The following is a 21053-nucleotide window of genomic DNA, read 5'->3' as shown; positions in this document are numbered from 1 at the left end:
TCCCGGAGCTCTGCGGAGCTCGGTGGAAGTCTGCGGATCCCCTTGGAGCTCCGTGGGACTCTCCGGGATCCCGTCGGAAGGCGAGCAAGTCGTAGAAAGAACATATCTGCATCCGATATATTTGTGGCATGAACGCCACCGCTCTTGCCGCGCGGCTGCTCACCGAGCGGCCCCGGCCCCGCGGCATAGCCGGCTGGCGTCACGCCCACTGGCTGGCCGTCGGCACCGTCTGCCTCGGGGCCTTCCTCGGCCAGCTCACCGCCAGCGTCACCGCCCTCGTCTTCCCGGCCCTCGGCCGGCACTTCGACGCCGGCTTCGCGGCCGTCGAATGGGTCGCCCTCGCCTACCTCCTGGTACTGGTCGCCCTGCTCGCCCCGGTCGGCTGGCTCTCCGACCTCATCGGCCGCAAGACCATGTACCTCGGCGGCTTCGCCGTCTTCGCCCTGGCCTCACTCGGCGCCGGATACGCCGGCAGCCTCGGCGTGCTGGTCGCCTGCCGGGCCGTCCAGGCCGTCGGCGGCGCGATGATGCAGGCCAACAGCGTCGCCCTGGTGGCGCGCGGCGTCCCGGAGCACGCGATGCGGCGCGCGCTCGGCATCCAGGCGGCGGCCCAGGGGCTCGGTCTGGCGCTGGGGCCCAGCCTCGGCGGGCTGCTGGTGGAGCACGCCTCCTGGCGGTGGGTGTTCTGGATCAACGTGCCGATCGGGGTGCTGGGCATCCTGGCCGGCTGGTTCCTGCTGCCCCGCACCCGCACCGGGCCCCCGCCCGCCGTCGGTACCGGGCAGCAGCTCGCCGCCGGCACCGGGGGCCCGCCCGCAGGAGCCGCCGCGCGCCTGCCCGCTCCCCGCACCGAGGACGGCCCGCTCGCGCCGGGCGTGGCGAGCCCGCCCGCCACCGCGTCCGGCGGCCGCTTCGACCTGGCCGGCCTGCTGCTGCTCACCGGCTCCACCACCGCGCTGCTGCTCGCCCTGTCCACCGCCTCCGGACTGCCGCTGCCCGGCTGGGCCGCCGCCGCACTGCTGCTCGCCGCCGCCGTCCTCGCGCTCGCGCTGGTCCGTCAGGAACGGCGGGCCGCCCGGCCGATCCTGGCGCCCGGCCTGGTCAACACCCCCGGGGTGCGGTCCGGGCTGGTGGTTTCGCTGATCGGCTACCTGCTGCTGTTCTGCCCGCTCGTGCTCGGCCCGGTGCTGCTGACCGGCGCGGGCGTGCCGGTGGCCCGGGCCGGCCTGGTGATCACCCTGCTGCCCGCCGCGTTCGCGCTCGCCGCGACCGTCGGCGGCGCGCTGCTGCCGCGCGGCTGGTCGGACGTCGCCCGCTGCCGCGCGGGTGCGGTGCTCGCGGGCGCGGGGCTGCTGCTGTTCGCGCTGCTGCCGGTCTCCGGGGCGGCCGTGGCGGTGCCGCTGCTGCTCGCCGGCTACGGGCTGGGACTGCTGCTGCCCGCCAACAACGCGCTGGTGATGCGGGCGATCCCGGCGCAGTGCTCGGCGGTCGGCGGCGGCATGGTGAACATGGCCCGCAGCCTCGGGACGGCGCTCGGCACCGCGCTGCCCGTCCTCGGGGTCCATCTGGCGGGCCCGGCGGCCGGCGGCCGGACGGTGCTGCTCGCTCTCGCGGCGGTCGCGGTGGCGGCCGTGGCCCTGACCCGGCCGGTCCGCCAGGCCTGAGCCGGGACCTCTTCCCCTAAGCCTCCGAGCGGACGTTCAGTGCGTCCTGGGCCCGGTTGAGGCCGCGCCGCACCAGCGTGTCCAGCGCGTCCGCGCACCGGTCCAACACCCCTGGCAGGGCGGCCTGTTCGTGGTCCGAGAACTTCTTCAGCACGAAGTCGCCGGCGCTCTGCCCCTTCGGTGGGCGCCCGATGCCGAAGCGCAGCCGCACGAAGTCGGGGGTGCCGAGCACCTCGCCCACCGAGCGCACGCCGTTGTGGCCGCCGGGGCCGCCGCCGCGCTTGAGCCGTCCGGTGCCGAACGCGAAGTCCAGGTCGTCCTGCACGACCACCAGGTGCTCGACCGGGACGCCGTAACGCCGCAGCAGGCCGGACACCGGTCGGCCGGACAGGTTGATGAACCACTGCGGCTTGGCCAGCACCACCCGGTGGCCGTCGACCTCGATCTCCGCCACCAGGGCGCCGATCCCGCGCCGCCGGAACCGCGCGCCGTACCGTTCGGCCAGCCGTTCCACGGTCAGGAAGCCGGCGTTGTGCCGGGTCAGCCGGAACCACGGGCCGGGGTTGCCCAGTCCGGCGATCAGCCAGGGTGCGGCGGGGGGCATCGGGAACTCCAGGGGCTTGTCGCGGACGCGGGACGGCCGGGGCACGGTACGCACGGTACGGGACCGTCGACCGCGCCCCGGCCGTCCGAGGACACGCGCAGTGGGGTGGGTCAGGACTCGGGCACGCCGGGGGCGGCGCCGCGCTCCGTGAGCATGTCGGTCATCAGCTGCACCTCCGAGGTCTGCGCGACCACCATCGACTGGGCGAGCCGCTTCTCGGCGTCGTTCTTCGCCAGGTCCACATAGCCCTGGGCCATTTCGACGCCGCCCTTGTGGTGCTGGATCATCAGCTGCAGGTAGTACACCTCGGCGTCCCGCCCGCTGAGCGAACGCAGCTTCGCCAGCTGGGTGTTGGTGGCCATGCCGGGCATCAGCGAACCGTCGTGGGCCTGGTAGTCGTGGCCCATCCTCATCCACGTCATCGGCTTGGCCGCCGAGTGCTGCGGCAGCCCCCACTGGTCGATCCAGCCCATCATCATCCCGCGCTGGTTGGCCTGGGTGTTGATGATGTCGAAGGCGAGGGTGCGGGTCGGGTCGTCGCCGGTGCGGTCCCGGACGATGAACGACAGGTCCACCGCCTGCTGGTGGTGGGTCGCCATGTCGCGGGCGAACCCGGCCTCGGGCGAGTCGTCCGCCGGGACGGCCACCGAGGCCGACCCGGACGCCGACGTCCCGCTCGCCACCAGGGCGGGCACCCCGAGGGCCAGCGCGAGGGCGGCGGCCAGCGCGGCCGGCCACCACAGCCGCCGACGGGCCGGGCGCGGCGCCCCGGCCTCGTCCGCGAACTCCTCGGCGGCGTGCTCGGAGCCGTCCTCGGGCAGCGCCGCGTCGGCGGTCACATCTGCCCCATGGTGCAGGAGGCGCCCGGCTCCTGGGTCTGCTTGCCCTGGACGTACTTGGTGAAGAACTGGTTCACCCGGGGGTCGCTCGCGCTGTCCACGATCAGCTGGGTGCTCCAGGCGTTCAGGGTGATGGCGCCCTTCTCGTCCGGGTACGGGCTCATCAGCGAGTACGGGGTGGTCTTGACCTTGTCGGACAGGGTCTTGATGTCGTCCGGCGTCGCCTTGCCGTTGTACGTCACCCAGACCGCGCCGTGCTCCAGCGAGTGGACGGCGCGCTCGTTCTCGACCGGCTGGTCGTAGACGTGGCCCATGCAGTCCAGCCAGATCGCGTTGTGGTCGCCGCCGACCGGCGGGGTCATCGGGTAGCTGACCTTGTCCTTGACGTGGGTGCGGCTCAGCTCGCCGAAGGTCTGCACGCCCGGGATGTCCGCGTTGGCGGCGGCCTGCTCCTTCTTCTTGCTCTGGTTGGCGTCCATGACGATCCAGGTGCCGGTGGCGATCGCGCCGATCACCAGCACACCGGCCGCGACCGAGGCGATGACCTTGTTGCGGCGGTCGCGGCGCTGCTCGCCGGCGCGCAGCTCGGCTATCCGGGCGCGGCGGTCGGTCGGGCCGGGCTTGCCGGACTGCTTGCCGGACTGCTTCGAGGCGGAACCCATGGTGGTTGTCCTTGTCCCCGCCGCGCACTGCTGGTGGCGCGGCGGTCAGCTGAAAGAAGGGGAGGGGCGGATCCGCCGGCGGATGCCGGGCGGTGGGTTCCGCTCAGGACCGGTGTACTTGCAGCTCGTGCAGATCGGGCGCCGGATGCGGACCGTCCAGCAGCCCGGCGGGCACCACTCTGGGCAGCGCCTCGGCTGCCGGCGCGAGCGGTGACGCGGCCGGCTGCGGATGCGGCGGCGGGTTCGGCAGCTGGGCGTCCTGCGCGCAGTACGGGTGGCTGGAGCAGCCGTTGTCACGGCGGGGCTGCCCGCCGTCGGCGGTGCACCACGTCCAGTGCCGCTGCTCGCCGGCGTGCTGGCGCTGGTCGGAGGCCTTGGCGGCGGGGCCGGCGTGCGGGGCGTGACTGGAGACCGCCGTGACGGCGGTGACGGTGACGGCGGCGGTGACGGTGGTCGGCATCGGAGCGGCGTGCGCGCCGACCGCCTTCGACTGACCGGCGCACGGCAGCGTCGTGAGCAGCGCGACCAGCAGCAGAACCCACAGCACACCCACCGGGCGGCCCGCCGGAGCGGCCCTCCCCGGTCGAGGTGAGCTGGGGGCCGACGCGGTCATGCGCACATTTAATCAGCCGAACGAGTGAAGCGATGCCCCTCCTCCACCCCCATTTTCGGCCGCTCCCGGACCCGAACACCCCGGAAACGCCCTGCTCCGGGCACATCCGGCAAGCACGGACGGAACGGGACCGAACGCAGGGGTGAACCCGGGGGTGGACGCAGGGGCGGACGCGGCGCCGGACTCCCCGGTGAAACCCGAGGTCGACGCGGTGGCCGGGAACGGCCCGGCGCTGACCGGTTGTCGCCGAAACCCGGACAGCGTCGTTGCACTTGGAGACAATGACGTCGAGTCCGGCCCCGCCGGGGGCGGCGCGACCACGGACCGACCAGGAGCCGCCAGATGAGCAAGCAGGGTGCCCCCGCACAGCCGCACCGGCCGGACGACGGTTGGTGGGACACGGTCTACGACGGCCCGGCGGGCACCCTCCCCGACACCCCGCACGCGGACCCCGGCGACGGCAGCGTCGACGACTGGTTCGATACGGCGGTCGGCCTCATCGGCCAGCAGCGCACGGCCGAACCGGAGCCCGTCCTGGACGCGGAGCCGGAACCGGAGCCGGAGCTTGCGTCGGTGGCGGCGGCGGTGCCGGTAGCGGACGAGGTGCTGGAACGGGACAGCATCGACGACTGGTTCGACACCGCGATCGGCGTCATCGGACCCCAGCGGACGGACGAGGAGCGGGTGTTCGCCCCTGACGTCCAGGAAACCGAAGCCGACACCGCCCCCACACCGGTCTCCCTGGACAAGCCCACCCCCGAGCCCGCGCCGCAACCCGAGCCGCAACCCGAACCCGAGGCCGCCGCCGAGGAACCCGAGCCCGAAGCCGAGCCCGAGCCCGAGCCCGAAGCCACCGAGGAACCCGACACCCTCGCCACCGCCACCGTCCCCGACCCGCGCCCGGCCGTCCGCTCGCCGCTCGCCGACGGCGCCCCCACCGTGCCGCACATCGGCGAGCGCCCGCCGACCTACGGGCCGGAGCCGACCGCCGTCCCGGAGGCGGATCCGGGCGTCCTCGGGGCGCTCGTGCCGGACACCGTCCTGGAGGGCGCCCAGTACGGGTCGTCCGTCCTGCGCGCCGTCTCCGTCCGCGGCGACTCCGCCCGCTTCCGGGGCGAGTCGCGACGCGACGCGCTGCTGGTCACCAGGTTCGGGGACGGCCCGGACGGGCTGCTGCTCGCCGTGCTCGCCGGCATCGACCGGACCGGCACCGCCGCGGACGAGGCGCTCCCCCCGGAGGCCGTCGCCACCAGCACCCGTGAGGCCTGCCGCCATCTGGCCGCTGCGGTCGGCCGCAGCCGCGAGGGCCTGGCCGCAGACCTGCGCGACGGCGCCCGGGACCGGCTGCGCTACGGCCTCCAGCGGCTCGCCACCGGCGCCGTCGCCCCGCTGCGCGCGCTCGTGCCCGGAAACGAGGAGGACGGCACGCCGTCCCCGGCCTCGCTGCACTGCCTGCTGCTGTCGCTCGACCCGGCGGCCGGCCACCGGGCGGCCTTCGGGGTCGGCCCGGGCGGGCTCTACCTGCTGCGCTCCGGCCACTGGATCGACGCCTACGCGGCCCGCCTGCTGCACCACCCGGACGGCCAGCAGCCGCCGGAGGAGCCGAGGCCGTTCCGCTTCCGGCTGGTCCCCGCCACCCCGGGCGACGTGCTGCTGCTCTGCACCCCCGGTCTGGCCCGCCCGATCGCCGACGAGCCGGCCGTCGCCCACTTCCTGTCCACCCACTGGGCCCACCCGCATCCGCCCGGCACCGTCGACTTCCTCCGCCAGGTCCAGGTCCGTGCCAAGGGCTACGCCGACGACCGTACGGCGGCCGCCGTCTGGACCGACTGACGACCGAATGACGACCGGACGCCGACCGGACGTCGACCGCGCACCAGGCGCCCGACGCCCGGTCAGCGCGCCTTGGGAAAGGCGGCGCGCAGCGCGGAGCCGCGGACGGTGACCGCGGCCCGGAGGACGGGCAGCATGCAGACGACCTGCACGGCGGCGTACCAGGGCGGGCAGACGCCCGGGATCAGGTCGACGCCGATGATGGCGATCGGCATGGTGACGGTGAGGACGCCCAGTCGTTCGAAGGCCTGGCGGGATCCTCGGGAGGCGGCGACCGCCAGCCGGTGGACCAGCACGGCGACCACCGGCAGCAGCACCGCCCGGACCCACATGAACGTGTTCACCGGGTGGCCGCTGCCCGCCACCGCGATGACCGCCAGGAACGCGACGGCGCCGAGCGCGCCGTAGACCTTGACGCTGGCCGTCACCGTGCCGAAGGCCCGCCGGGTACGGGAGTCGTGGAGCAGCTCCGCCCGGGGCGTGTAGGGAATGTCCGTGCTGTGCGTGCCTGTGCTGTGCGTGTTGGTGTCCATGTCCACCGACGCTATGAACCGCCCGGCCGGGGCGGTATCGGTCTGGGCCCACACGTGGGTGGGGCCAGCCCCACTCCCCGGCCGATCGGGGCGGTGGCGGGCTCGGCGCGGTGCACAGTGGGAGCACCGTACGGAAGGGGAGAGACGTGGGACGGCTGGGTTCGTGGGTGGCGCGCGCCGGGGTGGGGTTCGTGCGGGCGTGCGTCGTGGCGGCCGTCTGCCTGCTGCTGCCGGCCGTGTGGGCCGCGGCGGTGGCGCTGGGGGTCTGGTGGGGGGCGGGCAACCCGTGGTCGTGGACGGCGCCGTTCGTGCTGGTGGGCGTGGGCACGCTCGCCCTGCCCCGCCCCGTCTGCCGGATCGTCCGCTTCCTCGTCGCGCGGTGGACCGCCACGGTGATCCCCGCCGGATACCGGCAGGCCGGGCCGGTGACGCGGATGTCCACCGGGTTCTGGTGGAACGGCTTCTCCTACGAGCGCACCCGCCGGGACGCGCTGATGGACCAGCGCTGGCGGGTCCGCTGGCGGGACCCGGCGAACTGGCGCGACCTGCGGTTCGCGGGGATCGCGCCGTTCACCGCCGGTCTGCTCGCGTGCCTCCCGCCGGCCGGGGTGGTCGTGGCGGCCTGCGCGGTCCTCGGGTTCGGCGGGCCGGAATCCGCCGCGGGCCTGGCCGGGGCGCTCGGCGCGGTCGTGGCCGTGGCCTCCGCCCCGTACGCCTGGCGGCCCGTCGTGCCGGTGGCGGTCCGCTTCCTGCGCCCGTCGCCGGCGATGGCGTTGGCGGAGCGGGTCGAGGAACTGAGGGCCCAGCGCGCGGACGTGACGGTCGCGCAGGCCGCCGAGATCCGCCGGATCGAACGGGATCTGCACGACGGGGCGCAGGCCCGCCTGGTGGCGCTCGGGCTCTCCCTGGCGACCGCCGGGAAGCTGATGGAGCGTGACCCCGACCAGGCCAGGGCGTTGATGCGGGACGCGCAGGCCGGTGCCGCCGCCTCGCTGGCCGAACTCCGCGACCTGATCCGGGGGATCAGCCCGCCGGTGCTGAGCGAGCGGGGGCTCGTCGACGCCGTCCGCGCGCTCGCCCTGGACGTCCCGCTGGAGGTGGCCGTCAGCGCCGGCGCCCCGTTGCGCCTGGACCCGCCGATCGAGTCCGCCGTCTACTTCGGCGTCGCCGAGCTGCTGACCAACGCCGTCCGGCACGCCGGGGCGTCCGGGGTGCGGATCTCCCTCATGCGGGACGGCACCGGTGTCGCCGCCGCGGTGGTCGCCGAGGTCGAGGACGACGGCCGGGGCGGGGCCGACGTCCGGGCCGGCGGCGGGTTGGCGGGCCTGCGCCGCCGGCTCGCGGCCTTCGACGGCACCCTGGAGGTCACCAGTCCGTCGGGCGGTCCGACCCGTGTCAGGATGACGGTGCCATGCGAATCGTTGTAGCCGAAGACCTCTACCTCCTGCGCGACGGGATGGTCCGCCTGATCGAGGCCTGCGGGCACCAGGTGGTGGCCACGGCCGCCACCGGGCCCGAGACGCTCGACGCGTTGCGCAGGTGGCGCCCGGACGTGTCCGTCATCGACGTCCGCATGCCGCCGACCCAGTCGGACGAGGGGCTGCGGGCGGCCCTCGCCGCCCGCGGCGAGATGCCCGGGCTGCCGGTCCTCATCCTCTCCCAGCACGTCGAGCAGCTGTACGCCCGGGAGCTCCTGGCGGACGGCTCCGGCGGCGTCGGCTACCTCCTCAAGGAGAGCGTGTTCGACGCCGACCAGTTCATCGGCGCCCTGGAGCGCGTCGCGGACGGAGGGACGGCCATGGACCCGGCCGTCATCGCGAGACTGCTGTCCAACACGCCACCGAACCGGGGGCTCGAACGGCTCACCGAACGCGAGTACGCCGTGCTGGGGCTGATGGCCGAGGGGCTCTCCAACCAGGCCATCGGCCGCCGGCTCTTCCTGAGCGAGAGCGCCATCGGCAAGTACACCACCGCGATGTTCGGCAAGCTCGGCATCACCGACGACGACGACACCAACCGCCGCGTCCGCGCCGTCCTCACGTACCTGAACAAGTCGTAGGGCCTGTCCACCCCGCCGCAGCCCCCGGGGGGTCAGGTGCGCAGGAGGATCGTGGTGACGGCGGCGGCCTGGGTGAGGGCGGCGGGGCGGTGGGCGGCGGGGAGGCCGATGGCGATGGGGACGGCCAGGCCGTCGAGGAGGGCGCGGATCTGGGTGGCCCGGTCGGCGGCGGGCCCGGGGGTGAAGTGGCCGGTGGCGGTGCCCTCCTCGATGAGGGCGACCAGGTCGGCCTGCCAGGGCGCCTCGATCTCCTGCTGCCCCTGGCGGATCTCGGCGCTGGCGGGGGAGCGCCCCCACACCTCGACCCACAGGATCCAGCGCGGATCGCCCGCCCCGTCGGGCAGGTAGAGGCGCAGGTAGGCGTCGAGCCGCTGCCAGGGGTCGCGCGAGCGGTCGGCGAGGGCGTCACGGCGCCGGGCGCCGAGCTGGTCCTCGCTCCAGCGGAGGGTTTCCAGCAGCAGCTGGTCCTTGCTGCCGAAGTAGTAGAGCAGGTGTCCGGCGCTCATCTGGAGCTGTTTGCCGAGCCCGGCCATGGTGAGTTTGGCGAGCCCGTGTTCGGCGATCGCGGCCCGGGCGGTGGCGAAGACCTCCTCGCGGGGGCGCGCCGGTCGGCGCGGGCGGGGGTCGGCCATGTGCGGTGCGCTCCCTCGGTGGTGCGGAGGTCGGAAGGCTGCCGGGGCGGGGGAGGTGCCCCCGCCCCGGCAGCCGGGTGGCCCTGGTGTCCAAGGTGGTCCAGGTGCCCCAAGTGGCCTGGGATCAGGCGGACTTCGGCTGCTGCTGGGTGATGCAGTGGATGCCGCCGCCATCTCCCTTGCATGGTCTCTGACCAGCAGTTTAGCCAACCAGCGAAGATCAACTGGGAGCCGAATGGGAGATCAACTTCTGCGAGCCTTCTCCCAGCGCTCCTGCAACGACTTGGCGATGCTCTGCTCCATGCCGGGCGTAACAGCAGCGTACACATCCTCCACCCCATGTAGCCGGTGCCCCATACGCGTCTCGACGGCAACCCGCGGGTGGCCATCTTCGTCGAGCCACCGCTTCATCGCGTGCCGAAGCCAGTGCGGGACCGCGTCCTCCAGGCCGTCGAGCGGCTTGATTGCGGGGCGGTGGAAGTCGGACCGCGCAGTCCGCTCCTCAGACCCCTGAATCACCGGTTTCCAGATGTAGGTCGAGAAGTCGGTGAGGAGCAGGGGGCCACCCGTGAGCGACGGAAACACCCACTCGCTGTCGTGCGACTCCAGCAGTTCCCTCAGCAGGTCTGCCAGGAATTGGGGGAGCACCAGGTCGCGCACCGACATGTACTTCGGCAGGATCAACTCCGGCTGGCGCTTGCCCCCCTCGGCGGGCCGCACGTACTGGTGCTGCCACTGAACCCGAAGGGCGGGCATGTCCTTGTATCGCTCCCGAGCAGTCTTTACCCGCTTATGCTCCACGGTCTTCCCTGCGGGGTTAGTTGGCCACCCCGGGTCGGAGGCCGACCAGTACGGGTAGCACCACTCCCGGCGAAGCCCGTAAAGCTCGCCCTGACGCAGCGCACAGTAGGCCTTGGTCAGCATTGCGACGTACCCGGTTAGACCCCACACGGCACGGGCGTTCTCGGCGATCTGTTCTACCTGCTCGGGTGTGAGAGTGGGGATCTCCTCCTGCACCGGTGCCACGTACCGGCCCCGGCGCCGGTTCACGGCCGGCAACGGCGAGACCTTCAGCAGCGGCGGTCGGTGCGCAACAGCGTCGTCAACGATCATCCGAAACAGGTGCAGGACAACCGATGCGTAGTTCGCGGAGAGCTCCCGCCGAGTGGTCTTCTCCCACACGCGGTAGTCGTTGGTGGTGATGCGGGACAGGGGGATATCACCCCACCGCAGGTTCAGCCGGCGAATCCGCTTGGCGTAGTTGTACTCGGTGTCGGCGGACACGTCGATCGTCGCCAGCCACTGGTCAGCCCACTCGGCGAACGTCATGGACTCACCAGCACTGGGGTCGAACCAGTCACCTCGGCGCACGTCAGTCTCTTGCGCCTGCCAGTACGCGTCGGCTTGAGATTTGGTTAGGAAGCCGGGCTCGGAGTCGTACCTGCCGTTGGGCAGCTTGAACCGTGCGCGCCAGGTGGTGCCGCGCTTCTCGGACCAACCCATGTCAATTCACCCCCCGGTTGAGACCGAGCGGGCATTCCGGGCAGGTGCCGCAGCTGACGCCGAGCCGACGCAGTAGGTCTGCCGCCTGCTGTGCAGTCTCGTCGTTGTCGAGCGCGCGCGTGGTGACGAGCGCGGTGATCGTTCCGTTCACTACGCCGGCCCAGGCGATGAATGAGGGTCCGAGGTCGGCGGACGTGCAGACGTGCATTGGCCCATCCCTGGTTGAGAGATGGCGCCCCCAAGTGGGGTTAATCATTCCACAAAATGACTGGCCGTGACTACACGTTTACCGGCTTTCGCCGCCGGGTATTCCGCTCAGTCGCCCGGCAGCAGGCCCTGTCGGCGGAGTTCCTCGATGGCTCGCTCCTGCAGCTCCTGGATCTGGGCGCCGGTGAGGTCGGGGGCCGTGGCGATCGTGGCGTTCTGAATTGCCCGCCGCAGAGCCTCGCTGTCCAGGGGGGCCTTCGAGAAGCGCGCCCCCTTGACCACCTCGGATGACATCGGCGTGAAGGCGGGGTCCTCGATCACCCTCGTGCTGGCACCTAGTGGCCATCCCATCACCTCGTCCACCCGGGCGTAGGTGACATCCCGAACTGGCTGTCCCTCTTCGACTCGACGCCACGTGGTGATGCTCATCCCCGCCTGACGCGCACACGCGTCCCGGGAGAGGCGGAGTTCAGCGCGTCGGCGCGCGACCGTCTCTGCCAGTCGGTGCAGGCCATCAGCTTGTCCAGGCATGGAACACATCATGACAGGACCGTCTGGTCATGTCAGGGCAGGGTGCTAGGTGGGCTGGTTTTCGCCCACCTTCCGCCATTACAAGATGCTACTTGATGCTACCACTCGCGCGCTTCCGCCAATTACTGCTAGCGGAAGCTGATGGAAGCTGATACCTTCAAGTCATGCCCGAGCGATCCACCGTCGAAATCGACGGTCAAGTCATCCGCAGAATCCGGAAACACGCAGGCGTGGACATGAACACGCTCGCTAAGGAGGTTGGCATCACCGCCAACTACCTGTCGCGGATCGAGACGGGCACGCGCCGACGGGTCCGGCCCAGCGTCTACGCCGCGATCCGACAGCACCTCGGCGCCACTGATGACGAACTCCTCGCCGACGGCGAGGTCCGTACGCAGAGGACCTGACATGGCAACCGCCATCCTGCCTGCCCCGCAGACCGTCGAGCGCGGCCGGTTCTACACCGTTGAAGAAGCCGGCGCCGCGTTGCGGATCGGCCAGCGAATCATCCGGGACGGCATCAACCACAACGGCTGGCCCCACAGCCGGATCGGCCGGCGGCTAGTGCTGAGCGGCGACGACCTTCACGAGATCTATGCCCTGTACCGGGCGACCTCGAAGGCATCCACCCGCGGCCGCCGTCGCGCTGCCTGACCCACCCGCCGCGGGGCGGGGCCGCCCCGGCTTGGACTCCGGGGGCGGACCCCAGCGCCCCACCGATTCAACCAGTACAGAAGAGAGGCAGGACGCGTGTCCTCCATCATTCCCTACCGCTCCCCGGAGACCGCAATGGCGGTCCGGAAGAGCGTCGTCAACGCCCTGTTGGACTCGGCGCTGTCCCGGCTGGCCGCGCCGCCGCGGCTGTCCTGCGTGGGTGTGGGCAGCGAGTACGACGAGTTGAACTGCCAGGTCCTCGACCACCTGTTCGGTCCGCTGCCGGAGCTGCCGGCGTGGTCGCCCGAGACGAAGGCCCTGGTCACCGAGCACTCGGCGCGGACGGGCGGTACCCGGTGAGCGATCGTCTGAGCGTGGAGGCCCTGGACGCGATCCGGGCGGCCTACGAGGGCCAGGATTCCGAGGAGGCCCAAACGATCCTGCGCCTGGTGGCCGAGATCGAGGTCATGGATCGGCTGTTGGGCGAGTCGGAGGACGAGGTCGAGCACTGGCGGGCCGCGGTGAAGCGACTGCGGGCGAAGGTCGAGCCGAAGGCGCCGTCGGCGTCGATCTCGAAGACCAAGTCCGGGAAGTGGGCCGTGCGCTGGCGCGAGGACGGTACGCAGCATTCGCGGTCCTTCGAGATGCGGCAGCAGGCCGCCGACTTCCGGGCGGCCATGCGTGGCCGCTGGGGCACTGGAGGTGCCTGGTGAGCGCGCTGGTTGATGTGTCGGTGCTGCGGTGGCTGCCGGCCGAGTCGGTCGATGTGGCCGAGGTGCGTACCGCGGTTGCCGGGCTGGTGGCCCGGACGCCGGGCGCCGGAGTCGAGTCGGTGGACATCAGCCCGAACGGCCGGGTGGTGTCGCTGCAGGTCGCGTCGGTGGTCTCGCTGTCGGCCTGGTACGACCTGGCAGGCCGGGCGTCGGGTGGTACCGCGTCCCGTGAGACCGGTGGTCTGTCCTGGTTCGTGAGGCTCCCGCCGTTCATCGAGCTGCCGGACGTGCGGGTCGAGCTGACCACGGTGTCCGGGGAGTTCGAGGTGTTGCCCAGGTCGGCGTTGGTGCGGGCGATGTGCCCGTGGATGTCGCGCCGGTGGGCGGTCCAGGATCGCGAGGCCGCTGCTGCGGCTGCCCGACTGAGGGTGGCGGCGTGATGGCGCTGGAGCTGCCGGTGCGTCGGCCGATGCGGGACGCGGCCACGCTGGAGCGCGACTTCGAGTTGATGTACGGCCCCCGGTCGGGCTGGGCCGACGACGTGTCCCACGCGTACGCGGCGGCTGTGGCTGGCCTGCGGGAGCGGTGGCTGCGGGGTGAGGTCTGGTGACCGTCGAGCCCAGCAGATGCGCGCACTGTGATGTCCCGCGCCGCGAGCACATGCAGCGGTGGGTGTCCGCCTTCGGCTGGCACGGATGGGTGCAGCCCTCGAACTCCCAGATCCTCGCGCGGATGCAGGCCCACCGGTCCGCCCGTGCCTCCAACTCCCCGAAGGGCGGTACCCGATGAACCAGGACGGGATGTTGCACGGCCGCATCGACCCGATGTGGATGCACGTGGTCCTGCGGGCCCGCGGGCCGCGGTACGACACGCTCCGGACGCTGGCTGAGGCGTGGGGTGAGTCGCGGCAGCGGGTGATCGATGCGCTGGATGCCCTGGCGGTGGTCGTTGACGAGGGCGGGCCGGCGTGGGACGCCGCGGTCGACGACGTCGAGGCGGACCTGCAGATGGACGAGGCCGAGGTCGAGCTGACGCACCTGGACGCCCGACGGCTCGCGGACGAGCTGCTCGTGGCGGCGTCGTTGACGATGTCGGCCCGGCGCGAGGCGGCCATGGCGCCCGAGGTCATTACGTTCCCGCACCAGCACGGCCGCGGGGAGGTGGCGTGATGCTCGCCTTCGTGATCGCCGTCTCCTCCGTGGGCTTCCTGCTGATGGCGTGGTTCGACTGGTCGGCGCGGCGCCGAGTCCGGGCGATCCGGGCCGCCGACGTGGAGCGCGTTCCGTACGCGACGTTCCACTCTGAGGAGGACGTCCAGTGATCCGCCGTCTCCGCGCCCTCGCTGCCCTGCGCGTCGTGCGCGTCACCTGGCCGTTCGCGGCCTTGGAGTTGGTCCGGCCCGACGGCCGCGGCTGGCTGATCTGCCGACTCCCCAAGAACTGATCAACCCCGGCCGGGGCTGCGACGCCCCGGCCGCTCTCCAACGGAGAACACGTTGAGCACTGACATCATGCGGTCCGGGGGCGCCCTCGCCATCCGGCCCGACCAGACCGACTGGACCCCCGAACAGTCCGCCGTCCTCCACCAGTCCGGCATCAGCAACGATGTGACCGCCGCCGAGCTGTCCGGGTTCCTGCACCTGTGCCAGCGCACCCAGCTCGACCCCTTCTCCCGGCAGATCTACCTGATCGGCCGCAAGGACAAGCGGGCCGGTCGCACCGTCTTCACCCCGCAGACCGGCATCGACGGGTACCGCGTCATCGCGCACCGCGTCGTCGCGGAGTCCCGGGAGAACTTCGGATACGAGGACACCCAGTGGTGTGACGGCGCCGGCCGTTGGCGGGACGTCTGGTTGTCCCCCGAGCCCCCTGCCGCAGCCAAGGTGACCGTCGTTCGCAACGGGCACCGCTTCCCCGCCATCGCGGTCTTCCGCGAGTACGTCCAAACCGGTTGGGAGAACAAGCCCGTCGGGCTGTGGGGCAAGATGCCGGCCGGCCAACTGGCGAAGTGCGCGGAAGCACTCGCGTTGCGCAAGGCGTTCCCGCACGACCTCGCGGGCGTTTACACCGCGGAGGAGATGGGGCAGGCGGATAACCCGGAACCGGAGGCCCGGCAGCAGCCGGAGCCGGTGACGCCGCAGCGTCCGGCGCGAAACTGGCTGGTGGAGGCGCGAGCGGCGGAGTCCGCCGACCAGGTACGCAATCTCTACCGCGAGGCGAGTGCGACCGGGGCCCGGGAGGTCCTGGAGGATCTGGCCGCGATCGGGCGCGAGAAGGCCGCAGAAGCCACGGTGGTTGAGGCCGAGGTCGTCGAGGACGACGAGCGCACGGCCGCCGTGGATGCCCTGCGGGGCGCCGCGCTCGCCGCCGGGGTTGCTGCCACCATCGGGCAGGACTTCCAGCAGTCGTACGGTGTGCCGATCTCCGAGGCGTCGGTCGAGCAGCTCGCCGAGATGGCTCAGCTGCTGGCGGGTGCGGCATGAGCCTCAAGGACACTGCTGGCCGCGCCGCCGTGCTGCAGGCCCTGTACGAGGAGATCGGCGAGCAGCTCAAGGCCGCGAAGGCCGAGCAGGCCGCAGGTATGAAGGCGGCCCGCCAGGAGAGCGGTACGACCCGGATCGAGGCGACGCTGCCGGACGGCACGGTCGTGGCGAAGGTGGCGTTGGTCGCTCCGCAGCCGGCCGCTGAGGTGGTCGACAACGCGGCGTTCCTGGAGTGGGTGCGGGACAACCGGCCCGACCAGATCAAGCGCGAGTTCGTCACCAGCGTTCGCGAGGCGTTCGTGAAGTCGCTGCTCAAGGAGCTGACTGCCGCGGGTGTGCCGCAGTGGGTGGATCAGGAGACCGGTGTGGTGCACGACGTGCCGGGGGTCCGGATGCAGCCGCGCGCCGCCCACACGCGGACGACGTGGGAGGCCGAGGGTCCCGGACGGGTTGCCGAGGCCTGGCGGTCCGGTGCGCTGGCTGCGCTGGTGCTGCCAGAGCTGACTTCGGGAGGTGCCGAATGAGGCCCTGGCACTACCAGCCGCTGGTCGGCTTCGACTTGGAGACCACGGGCGTCGACCCGTTGCGGGACCGGATCGTGACCGCCGCGGTGCTGCGGGTGGGCCCGCAGCGGTGGACGGCCCGCGAGGACAACGCCGGCCGCTGGCAGGCTCTCGATCGGTTCGGCTGGATCGCCGATCCGGGGGTGGAGATCCCCGAGGGCGCCGCCGCGGTACACGGCATCACGACCGAGCGGGCCCGCGAAGTGGGCCGTCCGGCCGCGCGGGTGGTGCAGGAGATCGGCATCGTCCTGGCTGAGCATGTCGCCGAGGGAACGCCGGTCGTCACGATGAACGCGCCGTTCGACTTCACGATGCTGGACCGGGAGTTGGAGCGTCACGGCTACCAGCCGCTCGCTGTGCAGGCCGGCCGCCCCGTGCTGGCGGTGGACCCGCTGGTCCTGGACCGGCAGGTCGACCGGTACCGGCGGGGGAAGCGCACCCTCGGCGCGCTCTGCGACCACTACGGGGTCCGCCTCGACGGTGCGCACGAGTCCGCGGCCGACGCGCTCGCCGCCGTGCAGGTGGCGTACGAGATCGCCGAGCGCCACCCCGCCATCGGCGAGGCCTCGCTGGCCGACCTCCACGCGGCACAGGTCGTGTGGGCTGGCGAACAGGCCGCCGGGCTGCGGCGGTACCTGACCGACCGGGGCCGCGACGCCGCTGGCGTTCACGGGCACTGGCCGCTGATCCCCCGGCAGGAGGTGGCGTCGTGATGACCGAGCAGCCTGGTGACACCGCCGAACGCCTGTTGCCGATTGCGGCCGGCCTGGCGTGCATCGTTCGGGGCGAAGGCGGCCCCCGCGAGATCGCCCACATCCTGGGCGAGTTGGGCGACCACGAGCGGGACGTGATGATCGTCGTCCTCGCCGGCCTCGTGGACCCCGACCGGCCGGTGGCCGAGGTACTCGGCTACCTGACGTGGGACGAGCACGGTCGGCCCACGTCGGCGCCGACGTTGGACAAGACGCTGCGGGAGATCGCGGTCATGCCGAACCTGCCGTCGCCGCTAATCAGCTGGCTCAAGGCTGAGCGACAGCAGGAAGCCCGCATGCGGTACCGCACTGGCGAGACGCAGGGCGAGATCGCCCAGTACATGGGTGTTGACGTGCAGACCGTCGGCCGCTGGATCCGCGCTGGAGTAGCGGCGTGACGGCCCGGAGGCGCCTGGACCCGGCGGATCGGGCGGAGGCGTACGGCGCCTCGCTGACGACCACTGTGGTACCCGAGGAGAACCAGGAGAGCGCCCGCCGGTATGTGGCCCAACGGGCCCGGGGTGAGGCGGACTTGTCCCTGCTGCTGGCCGCTCTCGGCCTCGACCAGCCGCCCGGATGACCTGCGGCCAGTGGCTGCCCGCGGTGCGCGAGTACTGCGGGCAGCCCGCCAGGCCCTACATCCAGGGCCCCCGATGCACCAGCCACACCCCGGCCGCGCAGGCCGGACACCCCGAACCACCCTCAACCCCGATGGAGAAGCCGTGACCACCGTGGCCATCACCACGACCAGCCTCCCCGCCCACCAGCTCGCCGATGCCATCGGCCAGGTCATGCCCCACATGGCCAAGCCCGCCAGCTCCACCCCGATCCTGTCGAGCGTCCACTTCGACAACGACGGCACACACCTTCACGCGGTTGCCACCGACCGCTACACCCTCGCCGTCGCCCGCCGCCGACTGCGGTCCTGCGAGGACGAGTGGACGGCCACCGTCGGCGGCATGCACGTCACCTACCTGCAGTCTTGGGCCGAAGCCCACGGCCACCGCGACACCATCGAACTGACCGTCGCCCCGGGCCAAATGACGGCGGTCAGCAACATGGGCCGCATCGTCCTGCCGACCATGAACGGCGCCCACGCCCCGTGGCGGGCTTTGTTCAACAAGCACCTGGAACCCACCGTCAGCCTGGTCGACATCTCGGGCCTGGACACGCAGTTTGCTCGCCGATGGGTGGCGGCCGGCCGCCACCTGCAGATCACCCAGGCCAGCCCCGAGGCGCCGTTCATCCTCGCCGGGCCGGACTTCCTCGGCATGCAGATGCCGATCCGGCAGATTCGCGGCGAGGCCCCGAGCCGAGCCGCCCTCGCTGCCGAATGGGCCGGGTCCCTCGGCCTCGCCAACGACCCGAACGCCGATCTGCCGATGCAGGCTAGTGGCGATGAGGCCCCGGCCATGACCGAGGAACTCCTCAAGCAGGTACTCATCTCGACGCAGGACCTGCACGAGGTGGTCGGTGGCGAGGACCCGGCCGTGACGGTCGCGCATGCCCAGGCCAGCGCCCACGCCTGGATCGCACACCGGCTGCTGCAGGTCCTGCGAGTGATCGACCCGCGGACCACCGAGCTGGCCCTCGCCGACCTGCGTGAGGAATTGGACGCCGGCGACTTCTCGGAGATCGCGTTCGACGAGGCCGAGCAGCTTGGCCACCAGCCGCAGGCGTGGATCGACTCCTACGTCGCCAAGCGCCAGAAGCACGCCGAGCAGTCCGCCGAACGCGCTGAGGCCTAACCAGCCTGACTGCCTGGGGCGGGGTGACCGTCCCCCGCCCCAGGCCACCAACCACCCTCACCAGCCCTACGGAAGGCCCGCACGTGACCCTGGACGCCATGGACTGGGTGTGGAAGCACTCCCAGTCCCGAGGGAACGCGCGGATCGCGCTGTTGGCCGTTGCTGACCGTGTGCGGACACCGGCGTGCGAGGTACAGGTCAGCTACTCCGAGTTCATGGGTGCGCTAAACGCCGGCCGCTCCGTCGTTCGGGATGCCGTGCAGGCCGCGTTGGACTCGGGCGAGCTGGAGTTGGTGGCGGCGGGGAAGGGCACCCGGTCGGCGTTGTACCGGCTGTCGAAAGCCGTTGGTTACGTCCGGAGGGCCGTTTCTAGCAGTTCGGATTACGGACCGCTAGGCGCCTCGAACGCCCTGACCAGTGTGCCGGATTCCGAACCGCAAGCTCCTTGCAGTGGTTCGGATTCCGAACCGCAAGCCTCCGACCAAGATCACGCTAGTGGTTCGGAATCCGGCACAGAGTGGTTCGAAATCCAGACCGCTAGTGGTTCGGAATCCGGCACACACTCTCCATACCCAGCTCCCAAGAGGGAGCGAGCGATCGACGCAGACGGTTTCCCCGACTTCGCCCGACCGCTCTCCGACCAACTCACCCTCGCCAGAGTCGTCGTCCGCTGGCCTTTCAACGAGACCGAGTGGTTCAAGCTCGCCGCCGCGATCAAGAAGTCCGGCATCCCGGCCCTCGTCGAGTACGCCCGACGCACCTGGGACCGCCAACACGGCGACATCGACTCGGCCCGCTACTTCCTCAACGGCTGGTGCCAACTGCCCCCGCTGCCCTCGGCCGACGCCGAACGGCCCCCGCTTCGAGCAGTCGCCGGCGGAACTCCTCATGGCTGGCAGCCCTACACCAACCCCGACCCCTCCGTGTACAAGAACGGCTGGACCTGATGCCCGAGCCCCAGCGCATGAACCCCGCCGCCGCCATGGCCGCCCTCCGGGCCCGCCTCGACGCCCGCGGCATCGACCTCCCCGGCCGCGGCCCCGTCGACGACATGCCCAGCCCCGACGAACCCGGCCACCCCGACTACCACCACCGCATTCGCGCCGAGTTCGCCCTCGCCCGCTGGACCGCCGCCGTACCTCGCCGGTACGCCAACGCCCGCATCGTCACCGACCCCACAGTCACCGCCTGGGCTCAGCAAGTCGCCACCAACCCAGCCGACGCCCGGTCCCTTCTCCTCACCGGCACCACCGGCACCGGCAAGACCCACCAGGCCTGGGCCGCCCTTCGGATGATCGCCGAGGCCGGCCCCGCCCGATACGAGCTCATCGCTACCACCGCCGCCGACATGTACGGCCGGCTCCGTCCCGGCGGATCCGCCAACGGCACCGAACACGAACTCGGCCGCCTCACCCGCGTTCCGCTCCTGCTGCTGGACGACCTCGGCAGTGCCAAGGCGTCCGAGTGGGTGGAGGAGATCACGTATCGGTTGATCAACGAGCGCTACAACGCCTGCCGGCCAACGATCTTCACCTCGAACTACTCCACCCAGGCACCCAGAGACAGGGAGGGCAATGTCCTGGGCCCCGGCCTCGACATCGTCCTCGGCGACCGCATCGTCTCCCGCCTCACCGAGATGACCGACGTCGTTGTCATGGCTGGCCAGGACCGGCGCCGGCGGGCCGCGTGATGGGCGCCCCGATGCCCGCCGGCCTCCGCCACCACGACCGGCCGCCCGAATGGGCCATCCCCTGCCCCGTACCCACTTGCCGCGCCAAGAACGGCACCCCCTGCCGCCTCCGCACCACCGGCCGCCCCCACGCCGGAGGCAGCCACCCCAGCCGGCTCGACGCCTGGCTCGTCCACCAGACCACCCAACCCGCCGCCTGAGGAGACCGCCATGACCCGCACCGTCTTCCCCGACGCCCAGCCGCCCGCCGACATGCCGATCTGGGCCCGCCTCCGCCTCATCGACCGCGACCTGCCGTTCACCGACGTCGCCGAGTGGCACTACGAACAGCCCGGCCTCATCTCGATCACCATCCACGGCGGCTTCACCACCGTCACCCGCAACGCCACCTGAGGAGACCCCGATGCCCAAGCGCTCCACCGACCCGACCGTCGCCGCCCGTACCGCCCGCGACGCCGTCGAGAAGCTCAACCACGCCACAGCCGAGACCGGCATCCCCGCGCCCGTCATCAGCGCCACCACCCAGACCGTCCTCAACCTGCTCCAGCACCTCCCGCAGGCCCTGGAACAGCTCACCTGGGAGATCGCCGCCCGCCAGCGCGCCAACGAGATCCGCATGGACGACGGCACCGACCCGGCCGACGCGGTCCGGGAAGTCGACGAGGCAATGCGCGCAACCGTTCGTGCCCTCCAGGTGGCCGCCACCCGCCTCCAGCGCGCCGCGACCCCGCTGTTCCACATGGCCACCCGCTAATCCGTCCTGCCACCTGA

At 71.9% G+C, this 21053-nt stretch carries 33 protein-coding genes; 24 read left to right on the top strand and 9 right to left on the bottom strand.

Going from position 1 to position 21053, the window contains the following annotated elements; genetic code table 11:
* Nucleotides 1-128: 128 nt before the first annotated feature.
* On the top strand, nucleotides 129-1664 hold the full coding sequence (locus ACFWPT_RS08230; RefSeq protein ID WP_380480544.1) for an MFS transporter: 1536 nt from the start codon (nucleotides 129-131) through the stop codon (nucleotides 1662-1664).
* 16 nt (nucleotides 1665-1680) lie between these two features.
* Here the strand turns inward: ACFWPT_RS08230 and pth are convergent, their stop codons facing one another.
* The 4 genes from pth to ACFWPT_RS08210 form a co-directional block, all read right to left on the bottom strand.
* Nucleotides 1681-2268, bottom strand: coding sequence for an aminoacyl-tRNA hydrolase (gene pth / locus ACFWPT_RS08225; RefSeq protein WP_380346131.1), 588 nt, complete (start codon nucleotides 2266-2268; stop codon nucleotides 1681-1683).
* A 110-nt stretch (nucleotides 2269-2378) separates the two neighbouring features.
* Entirely contained in the window at nucleotides 2379-3107 is a 729-nt protein-coding gene (locus ACFWPT_RS08220) for a DUF305 domain-containing protein (protein WP_380372410.1), read from the bottom strand.
* Nucleotides 3104-3769: a DUF3105 domain-containing protein gene (locus ACFWPT_RS08215; protein WP_063347086.1), complete on the bottom strand. Its 666-nt coding sequence runs from the start codon at nucleotides 3767-3769 to the stop codon at nucleotides 3104-3106. Before ACFWPT_RS08215 ends, ACFWPT_RS08220 begins: the two co-directional genes overlap by 4 nt.
* A gap of 103 nt (nucleotides 3770-3872) precedes the next feature.
* A complete protein-coding gene (locus tag ACFWPT_RS08210) occupies nucleotides 3873-4382 on the bottom strand; it encodes a hypothetical protein (RefSeq protein WP_380480542.1) in 510 nt (169 codons plus the stop codon).
* A gap of 342 nt (nucleotides 4383-4724) precedes the next feature.
* Between ACFWPT_RS08210 and ACFWPT_RS08205 the strand changes: the two genes are divergently transcribed.
* A complete protein-coding gene (locus ACFWPT_RS08205) occupies nucleotides 4725-6215 on the top strand; it encodes a hypothetical protein (RefSeq protein WP_380480540.1) in 1491 nt (496 codons plus the stop codon).
* 62 nt (nucleotides 6216-6277) lie between these two features.
* Here ACFWPT_RS08205 and ACFWPT_RS08200 read toward each other — a convergent pair whose 3' ends face one another.
* A complete protein-coding gene (locus tag ACFWPT_RS08200; RefSeq protein ID WP_380372403.1) occupies nucleotides 6278-6748 on the bottom strand; it encodes a hypothetical protein in 471 nt (156 codons plus the stop codon).
* A gap of 146 nt (nucleotides 6749-6894) precedes the next feature.
* On the opposite strand from ACFWPT_RS08200, the gene ACFWPT_RS08195 reads away from it, so the two are divergent.
* Together ACFWPT_RS08195 and ACFWPT_RS08190 are read left to right on the top strand one after the other, a co-directional pair.
* Complete coding sequence (locus ACFWPT_RS08195; protein WP_380372400.1) at nucleotides 6895-8175, top strand: sensor histidine kinase; 1281 nt, start codon at nucleotides 6895-6897, stop codon at nucleotides 8173-8175.
* Nucleotides 8160-8807: a response regulator transcription factor gene (locus ACFWPT_RS08190; RefSeq protein ID WP_063347082.1), complete on the top strand. Its 648-nt coding sequence runs from the start codon at nucleotides 8160-8162 to the stop codon at nucleotides 8805-8807. Before ACFWPT_RS08195 ends, ACFWPT_RS08190 begins: the two co-directional genes overlap by 16 nt.
* Before the next feature lie 32 nt (nucleotides 8808-8839).
* Here ACFWPT_RS08190 and ACFWPT_RS08185 read toward each other — a convergent pair whose 3' ends face one another.
* The 4 genes from ACFWPT_RS08185 to ACFWPT_RS08170 form a co-directional block, all read right to left on the bottom strand.
* Entirely contained in the window at nucleotides 8840-9439 is a 600-nt protein-coding gene (locus ACFWPT_RS08185; protein ID WP_380372397.1) for a TetR/AcrR family transcriptional regulator, read from the bottom strand.
* A 243-nt stretch (nucleotides 9440-9682) separates the two neighbouring features.
* Nucleotides 9683-10942, bottom strand: coding sequence for a tyrosine-type recombinase/integrase (locus ACFWPT_RS08180; protein ID WP_380480538.1), 1260 nt, complete (start codon nucleotides 10940-10942; stop codon nucleotides 9683-9685).
* A gap of 1 nt (nucleotide 10943) precedes the next feature.
* Entirely contained in the window at nucleotides 10944-11150 is a 207-nt protein-coding gene (locus ACFWPT_RS08175; RefSeq protein ID WP_380480536.1) for a hypothetical protein, read from the bottom strand.
* 107 nt (nucleotides 11151-11257) lie between these two features.
* Nucleotides 11258-11680, bottom strand: coding sequence for a helix-turn-helix domain-containing protein (locus tag ACFWPT_RS08170; protein WP_380480534.1), 423 nt, complete (start codon nucleotides 11678-11680; stop codon nucleotides 11258-11260).
* A 164-nt stretch (nucleotides 11681-11844) separates the two neighbouring features.
* Between ACFWPT_RS08170 and ACFWPT_RS08165 the strand changes: the two genes are divergently transcribed.
* The 20 genes from ACFWPT_RS08165 to ACFWPT_RS08070 all read left to right on the top strand — a co-directional run bounded on the left by ACFWPT_RS08165 (nucleotide 11845) and on the right by ACFWPT_RS08070 (nucleotide 21036).
* A complete protein-coding gene (locus ACFWPT_RS08165; protein WP_380480532.1) occupies nucleotides 11845-12087 on the top strand; it encodes a helix-turn-helix domain-containing protein in 243 nt (80 codons plus the stop codon).
* Between the two features lies 1 nt (nucleotide 12088).
* Nucleotides 12089-12334, top strand: a complete 246-nt coding sequence (locus tag ACFWPT_RS08160; protein ID WP_380480530.1) for a hypothetical protein — start codon at nucleotides 12089-12091, stop codon at nucleotides 12332-12334.
* 96 nt (nucleotides 12335-12430) lie between these two features.
* Nucleotides 12431-12694, top strand: coding sequence for a hypothetical protein (locus ACFWPT_RS08155; RefSeq protein WP_380480528.1), 264 nt, complete (start codon nucleotides 12431-12433; stop codon nucleotides 12692-12694).
* Between the two features lie 14 nt (nucleotides 12695-12708).
* Nucleotides 12709-13047: a hypothetical protein gene (locus tag ACFWPT_RS08150; RefSeq protein WP_380480526.1), complete on the top strand. Its 339-nt coding sequence runs from the start codon at nucleotides 12709-12711 to the stop codon at nucleotides 13045-13047.
* On the top strand, nucleotides 13044-13487 hold the full coding sequence (locus ACFWPT_RS08145) for a hypothetical protein (protein WP_380480524.1): 444 nt from the start codon (nucleotides 13044-13046) through the stop codon (nucleotides 13485-13487). The genes ACFWPT_RS08150 and ACFWPT_RS08145 overlap by 4 nt, the downstream gene beginning before the upstream one ends.
* On the top strand, nucleotides 13484-13657 hold the full coding sequence (locus ACFWPT_RS08140; protein WP_380480522.1) for a hypothetical protein: 174 nt from the start codon (nucleotides 13484-13486) through the stop codon (nucleotides 13655-13657). Before ACFWPT_RS08145 ends, ACFWPT_RS08140 begins: the two co-directional genes overlap by 4 nt.
* 175 nt (nucleotides 13658-13832) lie before the next feature.
* Complete coding sequence (locus ACFWPT_RS08135; protein ID WP_380480520.1) at nucleotides 13833-14216, top strand: hypothetical protein; 384 nt, start codon at nucleotides 13833-13835, stop codon at nucleotides 14214-14216.
* Nucleotides 14216-14368 carry a hypothetical protein gene (locus ACFWPT_RS08130; protein ID WP_380480518.1) on the top strand — a complete coding sequence of 51 codons (153 nt, stop codon included), beginning with the start codon at nucleotides 14216-14218 and terminating at the stop codon, nucleotides 14366-14368. The genes ACFWPT_RS08135 and ACFWPT_RS08130 overlap by 1 nt, the downstream gene beginning before the upstream one ends.
* On the top strand, nucleotides 14365-14490 hold the full coding sequence (locus ACFWPT_RS08125) for a hypothetical protein (protein ID WP_380480516.1): 126 nt from the start codon (nucleotides 14365-14367) through the stop codon (nucleotides 14488-14490). The genes ACFWPT_RS08130 and ACFWPT_RS08125 overlap by 4 nt, the downstream gene beginning before the upstream one ends.
* A 52-nt stretch (nucleotides 14491-14542) precedes the next feature.
* Nucleotides 14543-15529 carry a phage recombination protein Bet gene (gene bet / locus ACFWPT_RS08120; protein WP_380480514.1) on the top strand — a complete coding sequence of 329 codons (987 nt, stop codon included), beginning with the start codon at nucleotides 14543-14545 and terminating at the stop codon, nucleotides 15527-15529.
* Complete coding sequence (locus tag ACFWPT_RS08115; protein ID WP_380480512.1) at nucleotides 15526-16053, top strand: hypothetical protein; 528 nt, start codon at nucleotides 15526-15528, stop codon at nucleotides 16051-16053. The genes bet and ACFWPT_RS08115 overlap by 4 nt, the downstream gene beginning before the upstream one ends.
* Nucleotides 16050-16805: a 3'-5' exonuclease gene (locus ACFWPT_RS08110; protein WP_380480510.1), complete on the top strand. Its 756-nt coding sequence runs from the start codon at nucleotides 16050-16052 to the stop codon at nucleotides 16803-16805. The genes ACFWPT_RS08115 and ACFWPT_RS08110 overlap by 4 nt, the downstream gene beginning before the upstream one ends.
* Nucleotides 16802-17242: a hypothetical protein gene (locus ACFWPT_RS08105; protein ID WP_380480508.1), complete on the top strand. Its 441-nt coding sequence runs from the start codon at nucleotides 16802-16804 to the stop codon at nucleotides 17240-17242. Before ACFWPT_RS08110 ends, ACFWPT_RS08105 begins: the two co-directional genes overlap by 4 nt.
* On the top strand, nucleotides 17239-17424 hold the full coding sequence (locus ACFWPT_RS08100; RefSeq protein WP_380480506.1) for a hypothetical protein: 186 nt from the start codon (nucleotides 17239-17241) through the stop codon (nucleotides 17422-17424). Before ACFWPT_RS08105 ends, ACFWPT_RS08100 begins: the two co-directional genes overlap by 4 nt.
* A 142-nt stretch (nucleotides 17425-17566) precedes the next feature.
* Complete coding sequence (locus tag ACFWPT_RS08095; RefSeq protein ID WP_380480504.1) at nucleotides 17567-18592, top strand: hypothetical protein; 1026 nt, start codon at nucleotides 17567-17569, stop codon at nucleotides 18590-18592.
* 83 nt (nucleotides 18593-18675) lie between these two features.
* Nucleotides 18676-19539, top strand: coding sequence for a hypothetical protein (locus ACFWPT_RS08090; RefSeq protein WP_380480502.1), 864 nt, complete (start codon nucleotides 18676-18678; stop codon nucleotides 19537-19539).
* Complete coding sequence (locus tag ACFWPT_RS08085; protein ID WP_380480500.1) at nucleotides 19539-20282, top strand: ATP-binding protein; 744 nt, start codon at nucleotides 19539-19541, stop codon at nucleotides 20280-20282. The genes ACFWPT_RS08090 and ACFWPT_RS08085 overlap by 1 nt, the downstream gene beginning before the upstream one ends.
* Before the next feature lie 11 nt (nucleotides 20283-20293).
* On the top strand, nucleotides 20294-20482 hold the full coding sequence (locus ACFWPT_RS08080) for a hypothetical protein (protein WP_380480498.1): 189 nt from the start codon (nucleotides 20294-20296) through the stop codon (nucleotides 20480-20482).
* 10 nt (nucleotides 20483-20492) lie between these two features.
* Entirely contained in the window at nucleotides 20493-20675 is a 183-nt protein-coding gene (locus tag ACFWPT_RS08075; protein WP_380480496.1) for a hypothetical protein, read from the top strand.
* Nucleotides 20676-20685: 10 nt separating this feature from the next.
* A complete protein-coding gene (locus ACFWPT_RS08070; RefSeq protein WP_380480494.1) occupies nucleotides 20686-21036 on the top strand; it encodes a hypothetical protein in 351 nt (116 codons plus the stop codon).
* The last annotated feature ends 17 nt before the right edge of the window (nucleotides 21037-21053 follow it).

This window comes from Kitasatospora sp. NPDC058478 (assembly GCF_042720345.1).
GTDB lineage: Bacteria > Actinomycetota > Actinomycetes > Streptomycetales > Streptomycetaceae > Kitasatospora.
This window is presented reverse-complemented; position numbering and strand designations above follow the sequence as displayed.